Source organism: Ferruginibacter sp., from assembly GCF_014377975.1.
Lineage (GTDB): Bacteria > Bacteroidota > Bacteroidia > Chitinophagales > Chitinophagaceae > Ferruginibacter.
Window position 1 is genome coordinate 1 of the sequence record NZ_JACMOO010000286.1, and the last position, 9,095, is coordinate 9,095.

Below are 9,095 nucleotides of genomic sequence, written 5' to 3' on the forward strand. Positions count from 1 at the left end.
AATTGAAAGACAGGAAAATTGAAAGACGAGGCAATTGAAAGATGGGGCAATTGAACAACTGGATAATTAAAAAGGGAAATCAACAAAACAGTGTAAAAATTATTTGCCATATATAAAAAATAAAAACATGCACCGCAGAACCTTTATCAAAAATTCTTCTATCGCAGCAGCAGGATTAATTATTCAGCCGTCATTGGCTTTTCAGGAAGATCCTATTCTTGGGCAAGGCAACAAACGCTATCGACTCAATAATCATTGGAGCCAGGCAGATGTAGCACGCAACCCGGTAAATGATTGTCATGAGATGGTGCAGGATGGTAAAGGCAGGATTATTTTGCTGACCAACGAAATAAAAAACAATGTGCTCATTTATGATAAGGCCGGTAAATTATTAACTACCTGGGGCAGCGAATATCCAGGTGCGCATGGACTCACCATCTTCAATGAAAATGGTACGGAAGTTTTATTTATTTGCGATAACAACCGCCACCAGGTAATTAAAACCACTTTAGATGGAAGGGTGTTGCTAACGCTGGATTACCCTAAAGAAACCGGCCAGTATTTAAAGCCTGAAGAATATATTCCAACAGAAACTGCCATTGCAGCCAACGGTGATATTTATGTAGCCGATGGTTACGGAAAAGATTTTATCATTCGGTACGATTCAAAGGGACGCTACATTGGTTATTTTGGTGGCAGGGGCGATGAGCCTAAACACCTGCTGAATGCACATGGTGTTTGTATCGACAACCGGGATGCCAATAGGCCTTGTCTGCTGGTAACCTCCCGCCAGCAAAACGCTTTTAAAAGATATACTTTTAACGGTGAATACATTGATACTATCCCGCTGCCCGGTGCATGGGTTTGCCGTCCGGTGATTAAGGGAGATTATTTATACGCTGCAGTATTGCAGAGTAGTTCAAGCCTTTCGAAACAGTCAGGTTTTGTAACCATACTTGATAAAAATTTCAAGGTGATTTCCAATCTCGGCGGTACAGAACCATTGTACCTAAACAATAAATTACAGGAGATGAAACAGGCCATCAAGTACTTTGATTATCCACATGATGTATGCGTAGATGATGAAGAAAATCTTTACATCGCACAATGGAATTCCGGCAAAGTTTATCCTTATAAATTATCTCCTGTTATTTAACAGGCAAACTGCAGTAATAGAAAAAACCACTTTCAGCAAGCGGCTGCCAGTGCATTGAAAGTACAAAAAAAATGAAAAAAAGTATGCAGCGATGGAAATCCATTTTGTACAATACAAGTTTTGCATTGAATTGCCTGCTGGTATTTTTGTTGATGTTTGAAAAAGGTTTGGTGGTGCCACCATGGGTACAAACCATTGGACGTATGCATCCACTCTTGCTGCATTTTCCCATCGTACTGGTGCTGCTTTGTATTTTCTGGGAAGCTGTATCGGGGTTTAGAAAATCAATCACTGAAGAGCAGCGTAATATTGGCGATGGGCTGTTATTGCTGGCTTCAACTACTGCAGTTATCAGCGCATTAATGGGACTGTTGCTTTCTAAGGAAGATGGTTATACCCAGGAGGTGGTGGCCTGGCATAAATGGGGCGGTGTTTCGATTTCATTGCTGGCATTGGGCTGGTACACTTTCAGAAATAGCGTAAGGAATACTAAAGGCTTACTGGCATTGGCTTCTGCAACTGGAATTGCAACTGTTATTATTACTGGTCATCTTGGTGCAGATATTACGCATGGAGATAATTTTTTACTGGCACCTGTTTCAAAAGAGAAACTGGCACTGCCGGTTTTGTTTGAAGATGTCATCATCTATACCAACATGGTACAGCCCATTTTAAAAGCCAAATGTATCAGTTGCCACAATACTCAAAAAGCTAAAGGGGAGTTGGTAATGGAATCATTTGCTGCGCTGCGCAAAGGCGGTAAAGACGGTGCTTTGTGGGATTCAACGCAAGAAAATTTTGGATTACTGATGGGCAGGATACACCTGCCGATGGAAAATAAAAAACACATGCCTCCATTGGGTAAGCCACAACTAACCGATGAAGAAACAAGTATTTTGTATCACTGGATAAAAGGTGGCGCAAACGATACCACTAAAGTTGCAGTACTACCGGTAACGGATACACTGCATATATTGGCAACAACCTTGTTTAATACTATTGAAACAGATGATTATACTTTTAAGCCTGCGGACGAAAGTAAAATAAAGGCACTGCGAAATAATTATCGGTTGGTTGCACCACTCTCGCTGGGCTCTCCGGCACTGGGCGTGCAGTTTTTTAGCGCTGTACAATTTAAGCCGGAACAATTAAAAGAATTGCTTGCTGTAAAGGAACAGGTGGTAACACTAAATTTAAATAAAATACCCGTGCAGGATGAGGACCTTGCAACCATAGCACAATTTGTAAACCTGCGTAAACTCAATTTATCATTTACCAATATTAAAGGAACTGGTTTACAGGAATTGAGTAAACTAAAAGAATTAAAAGAATTGTCATTATCCGGTACAGGAGTAAATGCAGCAAGTTTAAGTGCGCTTGCATCGCTGCCAAAACTAACGCAGTTGTACATCTGGAGCACGCCTGCACAAAATCAAAACCTGGCAACAGTGCAAAGGCAATTTAAAAATACAAAGATAGAAACCGGCTTTACCGGCGATACCATTATAATAAAATTAAACAAACCACTGATTGAAAATGAAGAGCAGGTTTTACTTCAGCCGGTAGCATTAAAGTTGAAGCACTATGTAAAAGGAGTGACCATTCGTTATACCACGGATGGCACAGAACCCGACAGCATTCTATCACCAGTGTATAAAAGTGATTTCATGCTGGATAAGAATACTACGATAAAAGCAAAAGTATTCAAACCCGGATGGATCAGCAGCGATGTTACTGAAAAAACTTTTTACAAAGCAGGGTATAAAATAGATTCCATACGCTTTGTACAACCCGCTGCAGATGAGCCGTATAAAAAGATGAGTGCTGCTGTTTTAGCCGATGCACAAAAAGGCGATCAGAATTTTCGCAGCGGTAAATGGATTGGTTTCAGAGGTTACCCTATGCAGGCCATTCTTTATTTTGATACCGTTCGGAATATTTCTTCCGTTACCATCAGCAGCCTGGTGGATATCAATGGCTTTATCATGCCTCCCCAACAACTCGAAGTGTGGGCTGGCAAAGATTTAGAGCATCTTCATCTGCTTAAAAAAATAAACCCCGAACAGCCGGTTAAAGAAGCGCCGGGTTATTTAAAAGGATATGAATTAAACTTTGCACCGGTAAAAGAAAAGTATATTAAAGTAGTGGTTACACCTGTTGCCAAATTACCTAATTGGCATAAAGGCAAAAACGATAAAGGATGGATATTTGTAGATGAGATTTTTTTAAATTAAAATGGATAGCCCGGGCGTAATAAATAGCCCCGGCATTTATATCAGGGTAATATAGCCGGTATAAATATTATGGAATTATTCAAAAAGATATTTATTCAAGTTGTATTAGCAGCCTTTTATCTTTAAAAAATCCGATTATTAGAAAGCAAACAAACAAACGAAGGCAGTTTTTAAAAAATATAACAACGTTGAGTACCATGGCAATTGTTGCACCCCGGTTATTGAACGCCATGGCAATGAATGATATCCAAACAGAAGACCATTATACATTCCTGTTTCAGGGAGATTCCATTACGGATGGCAACCGCTCCCGTAACCACGACTGGAACCATGTAATGGGCCATGGCTTTGCCTATTTGATAGCAAGCAGGTTGTGGTATGATTTTCCAAAGAAAGGTTTTCATTTTTTTAACCGTGGTATCAGTGGTAATAAAGTAGCAGACCTTGCCGCACGCTGGCAGACTGATACTATTGATATAAGGCCTGACCTATTAAGCATTTTGGTGGGCATTAACGATGTGGATGCTTTTATGGGTGGAGATAAAAATTTTACCGCAGAAAAGTTTGCCGAAGAATACCGCCAATTGCTGCAACAAACAAAACAGCAGTTACCCAACACACAGTTGGTAATTTGTGAGCCTTTTATTTTACCGGTAGGCAGGATAAAAGAAAGATGGGAAGAATATGAAAATGAAATGGCTAAGCGACAAAAAATAGTGAAACAATTAAGTATTGAATTCAATGCAATTTTTATAGAATTTCAAAATACTTTTAATAAGGCAATAGCAAAAGCACCCGCTGATTACTGGATATGGGATGGAATTCATCCAATGCCTGCCGGGCACGAACTGATGGCGAGAGAATGGATACAGCAGGTGAGTAAGAAATTATCTTTTATTAAATAGTTTGATGCTACTCACGGACACTGACCACTTTAGTACCTTACTTAAAAAATAAAATGAAATTTCTAATATTTTTTGATTTCTTACTTTTATTTTTATTCTCTTTTGGGCAGGCAGATAACAAAAAGTAAACAACCAAGATTAGGGTTCAAACAAAGTATACTTCAATAAATGTGATTTTAAAATTTGACACGCCTGACAGTTGGTTTTTAAAAGATGTTTAGCCTGGTAAGTTTGACCGCAAGTGAAATTTACGCGATTGAGACACTACTCAGTCAATGCATGGATAATTCAAACAAAAAGTGATACCTCTACTCAATAGTAAGACATCATCCGGAAGATTAGTTACCTCACGATGACTTTGTAATTTAAATTTTTTTTTATGATAAAGCTATATCCAGCACCTGTTGCATAGTTTTTACATAATGAAATTTTGTACCCTTAATAAACACTGGATTTATTTCAAGCACATCTTTTTCATTTTGCCAGCACATGATAATTTCCCTGATGCCGGAACGCTTTGCAGCGAGTACTTTTTCTTTAATACCACCTACTGGCAATACTTGGCCCCGAAGGGTTATCTCACCCGTCATAGCGAGATAAGATTTTATTTTGCGTCCGGTAAATGCACTTGCAAGCGCTGTCATCATAGTGATACCTGCGCTGGGGCCATCTTTCGGCACGGCGCCCTCCGGTACATGAATATGAATATTCTTTTTATTAAACATTTCAGGATCAATGTTTAGTTTTTTTGCATTTACCTGTAACCAGGTATAAGCAGTGGTAGCACTTTCTTTCATCACATTACCCAGGTTACCCGTCATTTTTAATTCACCTTTACCATCACTTAAACTGATCTCTATAAAAAGAATATCGCCACCCACGTAGGTCCATGCAAGGCCAACAGCCACACCAGCCATGTTTGCTGTTTTGTACATTTCGTTATTAAAACGAGGTTTGCCTAATATGCGTTCCACATCACCGGAAGTAAGTGTTGGCTTTAATTTATTTTTAGTGGCAAACTGCATGGCGAGGTTACGCATTACTGCAGCCAGTTGTCTGTCCAGATCCCGTACGCCGCTCTCACGGGTATAGTCTTCAATTATTTTTTCAATAACCTTGTCACTTGCTTTAACGATTATATTTTTTAAACCGTGTGCTTCTTTTTGTTTCGGAATTAAATGCTGTTTGGCTATTTCAATCTTTTCTTCCACTGCGTAACCACTTAAATCAATAATTTCCAGGCGATCTCTTAAAGCAGGCTGAATATTATTAATATTATTTGCGGTTGCAATAAATAATACCTTACTCAGATCATATTCCAGCTCTAAGTAATTATCGTAAAAACTATTATTTTGTTCGGGGTCCAATACTTCTAAAAGGGCAGAAGAAGGGTCTCCACGCTGATCGTTACCTACCTTGTCAATTTCATCCAATATCATTACCGGGTTGCTGCTTTTTATTTTACGGATAGATTGAATAATCCGGCCGGGCATGGCGCCAATATAAGTTTTACGGTGACCGCGTATTTCACTTTCATCATGCAGGCCACCTAAACTTACCCGTACATATTTTCTTGCAATGGCATGGGCAATGCTTTTTCCCAGGCTGGTTTTACCAATTCCGGGCGGGCCAATAAAACAAAGAATAGGGCTCTTCATGTCGCCTTTTAATTTTAGCACGGCTAAATATTCCAGTATTCTTTCTTTTATTTTATGCATGCCATAGTGGTCATGATCCAACACTTTTCTTGCCTTTTTAAGGTCGTAACTATCTGCCGTATAATCTTCCCAGGGTAGGTCAAGCATCAGGTCAAGGTGATTGTACACCACCGAATAATCAGGCGTGCTTGGGTGCATCCGTTCCAGTTTTTCAGCACCTTTAATAAACATTTCTTTGGCGGCAATGGGCCATTTTTTGCCTTCCGCTTTTTTCAGCATTTCTTTTACTTCCGCTACATTATCACCACCCAGCTCTTCCTTAATGGCCTTCATTTGTTGCTGCAAAAAGTATTCTTTTTGCTGTTTGTCCAGTTCAGCCCTTGTTTTATTAGTTACCTTATTTTTTAGTTCTGTATACTGCAGTTCAGTCTGCATCAGGTTCATCAGTAATTCTGCCCTTGCCTTGATGTTGTTGATAACCAACAGCCTTTGCTTATCCTTTATATCGCTGTTTAAATTGCTGCTCACAAAATGAATCAGGAAAGAAGGATTTTCTATATTTTTTAAAATGATGGCTGCTTCACTGGGAAGGTTGGGAGAGATACTGACAATCTGCGAAGCAAGGTCTTTAATACTTCCTACCATTGCCTCAAAATCGTTGTCATCTTTTAAAACTTCTTCTTCAAGCGTTTTTATTTTAGCTTTAAAATAGGGGTCTTCGCTTGTTATTTTTTCTACCTTAAATCTTTTTTTACCCTGTATAATAATAGTGGTGCCTCCGTCGGGCATTTTTATCATTTTGGCTATTTTGGCAACGGTACCAATTTCTTCCAGGTCGCTTACGGCAGGCTCTTCTACACTACTGTCTTTTTGCGCTATCACTCCTATTAATTTGTCAGCTTTGTAGGCATCGCTTACGGCTTTAATACTCTTATCCCTGCCCACGGTAATCGGCAAAACTATTCCTGGAAAAAGTACAGTATTGCGTAGCGGTAAAAGGGGTAATTCATCTGGAATGGGCTGGGTATCGTTGTCTTCATTGGCATCCTCATTTAGCGGAATGAGTGGCATAAACTCCATTTCGTCCTCCATACCTCCTATAAAAAATTTATTATCCATAATTTATTCAATATAATGCCAAATTGTCAATGTGCACAGATAATTCTATGTTTTTTTGCTGGCGCAGTATATAGTCAACATTAATGCCGAAGGCGAATTAAACATTAAATATGCGTTGTTAATAATGAAATTTTTGTAACGGAAGGTCATGGATGAATGCTTTATTTTTACCATCTAAGTGCTTCGGATGCATCTAAAAAAGTAACCAAACTTTGTTTCCAAAAGTTTTACATTACAAATTACCAGGTCTTCAAATTTTTCATAGCAAATTTTTCATCCACCAAAATTCATAACAAATATTTCATAATTCATATTTCATAACTCATATTTCACCCTTATATTTCAATTCCTGTTTCTTAATTTTTAATTGAACCTTATCTTCGCGGCATTATGTACATTCAGTGCTCCCATAAAGAACTATCAATTTTAAAAAAAATTGCACAGGCAGCAACAGGCTTGCAGGTTCCCTGTTATTTAATCGGGGGATTTGTAAGAGATTCGGTTATTGGAAGAAATACAAAAGATATAGATATCGTTTGCATCGGGGATGGCATAGCGTTGGCGCATGCTGTGGCCAAATTGTTTACTCCCAAACCGGTGGTGAACTATTTTAAAAACTTCGGTACGGCACAAATAAAAATACTGGATGACGAGATAGAATTTGTAGGAGCAAGAAAAGAAAGTTATATATACGAAAGCCGTAAGCCGCAGGTTGAAGCAGGTACTTTAAAGGACGATCAGGACAGAAGGGATTTTACGATGAATGCACTTGCCATCAGTTTAAACCAGGAAGATTTTGGAGAGCTGCTGGACCCCTTTAATGGCATTGAAGATATTAAACAAAAGATTATTAAAACTCCATTGCCGCCTGCACAAACATTTATAGACGATCCCTTGCGGATGATGAGGGCTATTCGTTTTGCAGCCCAGTTAAATTTTACCATTGAAGAAAAAACTTTTGATGCCATTGGTGAAAATAAAGAGCGTATAAAAATTGTAAGTGGCGAACGGATTGCTGATGAACTGAATAAAATTCTGTTGTGCAAAAAGCCTTCCATGGGTTTTGATCTACTATATAAAAGTGGATTACTCAAAATTATTTTTCCCCAGATGGTGGCGCTTGCCGGAGCAGAATATATTGATGGAAAAGGACACAAGGATAACTTTTACCACACCCTGCAGGTGGTGGATAATATTGCGGAACATACAGATGATTTGTGGCTAAGATGGGCTGCTGTATTACATGATATTGCCAAGCCCGCCACAAAAAAGTTTGAAGAAGGGCATGGCTGGACTTTTCACGGGCATGAAGTGCTGGGAGGAAGAATGGTACCCAAAATTTTTGCGCAGTTGAAACTTCCGCAAAACGAGAAAATGAGGTTTGTACGAAAGCTGGTTGAACTGCACTTAAGACCTATCAGTTTAACTAAAGAAAATATAACAGACTCGGCTATACGCAGATTGCTTTTTGATGCGGGAGATGATTTTGATTCGTTGATGGCATTATGCAATGCAGACATCACCAGTAAGAATAAACAAAAGGTAAAACGCTATTTGGAAAACTTTGAAATGGTACGCCAGCGCTGTGCTGAAGTGGAAGCCAGCGATCAGGTGCGCAACTGGCAGCCGCCCATAACCGGAGAACTGATTATGGAAACCTTTAACCTTCCGCCGGGCCGTGTAGTGGGCGATTTAAAAAATGCTATCCGCGAAGCTATTTTAGAAGGAGATATTCCCAATGAGTATGAAGCAGCTTTTAATTTTATGGTTCAAAAAGCGACGGATCTTGGCCTTTTTTATAAAGCATGATTAATTGTCATTATTCCATTATCAATTAGTAATTTTACAGTATGGCAATATTACGTTTCAGAATTTATTGGGAAGATGATGACAGCATTTACAGGGATGTGGTGATAAAGCATACGCAAAATTTTGCAGACCTGCATCTGTGCATTTTAAAGAGTTTTGAGTTTGATAGTAAACACAAAGCCACTTTTTACCGTAGTAATGACAGTTGGCTAAG

At 39.0% G+C, this 9,095-nt stretch carries 5 protein-coding genes; 4 read left to right on the forward strand and 1 reads right to left on the reverse strand.

Annotated features, from left to right (window positions below):
• Window positions 1-127 precede the first annotated feature (127 nt).
• The 3 genes from H7254_RS14890 (at window position 128) to H7254_RS14900 (ending at window position 4,295) form a co-directional block, all read left to right on the forward strand.
• Window positions 128-1,156: a 6-bladed beta-propeller gene (locus tag H7254_RS14890; RefSeq protein WP_301933710.1), complete on the forward strand. Its 1,029-nt coding sequence runs from the start codon at window positions 128-130 to the stop codon at window positions 1,154-1,156.
• A gap of 71 nt (window positions 1,157-1,227) precedes the next feature.
• A complete protein-coding gene (locus H7254_RS14895) occupies window positions 1,228-3,390 on the forward strand; it encodes an FN3 associated domain-containing protein (RefSeq protein WP_301933711.1) in 2,163 nt (720 codons plus the stop codon).
• Between the two features lie 197 nt (window positions 3,391-3,587).
• Window positions 3,588-4,295, forward strand: coding sequence for an SGNH/GDSL hydrolase family protein (locus H7254_RS14900; RefSeq protein WP_301933712.1), 708 nt, complete (start codon window positions 3,588-3,590; stop codon window positions 4,293-4,295).
• A gap of 377 nt (window positions 4,296-4,672) precedes the next feature.
• Here H7254_RS14900 and lon read toward each other — a convergent pair whose 3' ends face one another.
• Window positions 4,673-7,072 (reverse strand): endopeptidase La, encoded by a 2,400-nt coding sequence (lon, locus tag H7254_RS14905; RefSeq protein ID WP_301933713.1) that lies wholly within the window; start codon window positions 7,070-7,072, stop codon window positions 4,673-4,675.
• 390 nt (window positions 7,073-7,462) lie between these two features.
• Here lon and H7254_RS14910 point away from each other — a divergent pair, with 390 nt between their 5' ends.
• Window positions 7,463-8,881, forward strand: a complete 1,419-nt coding sequence (locus tag H7254_RS14910; protein WP_301933714.1) for a CCA tRNA nucleotidyltransferase — start codon at window positions 7,463-7,465, stop codon at window positions 8,879-8,881.
• The last annotated feature ends 214 nt before the right edge of the window (window positions 8,882-9,095 follow it).

Coding starts and splice junctions, on each gene's coding strand:
- lon (WP_301933713.1), bottom strand. CDS start 7,072: ATGGATAATAAATTTTTTATAGGAGGTATGGAGGACGAAATGGAGTTT.
- H7254_RS14900 (WP_301933712.1), top strand. CDS start 3,588: ATGGCAATTGTTGCACCCCGGTTATTGAACGCCATGGCAATGAATGAT.
- H7254_RS14910 (WP_301933714.1), top strand. CDS start 7,463: ATGTACATTCAGTGCTCCCATAAAGAACTATCAATTTTAAAAAAAATT.
- H7254_RS14890 (WP_301933710.1), top strand. CDS start 128: ATGCACCGCAGAACCTTTATCAAAAATTCTTCTATCGCAGCAGCAGGA.
- H7254_RS14895 (WP_301933711.1), top strand. CDS start 1,228: ATGAAAAAAAGTATGCAGCGATGGAAATCCATTTTGTACAATACAAGT.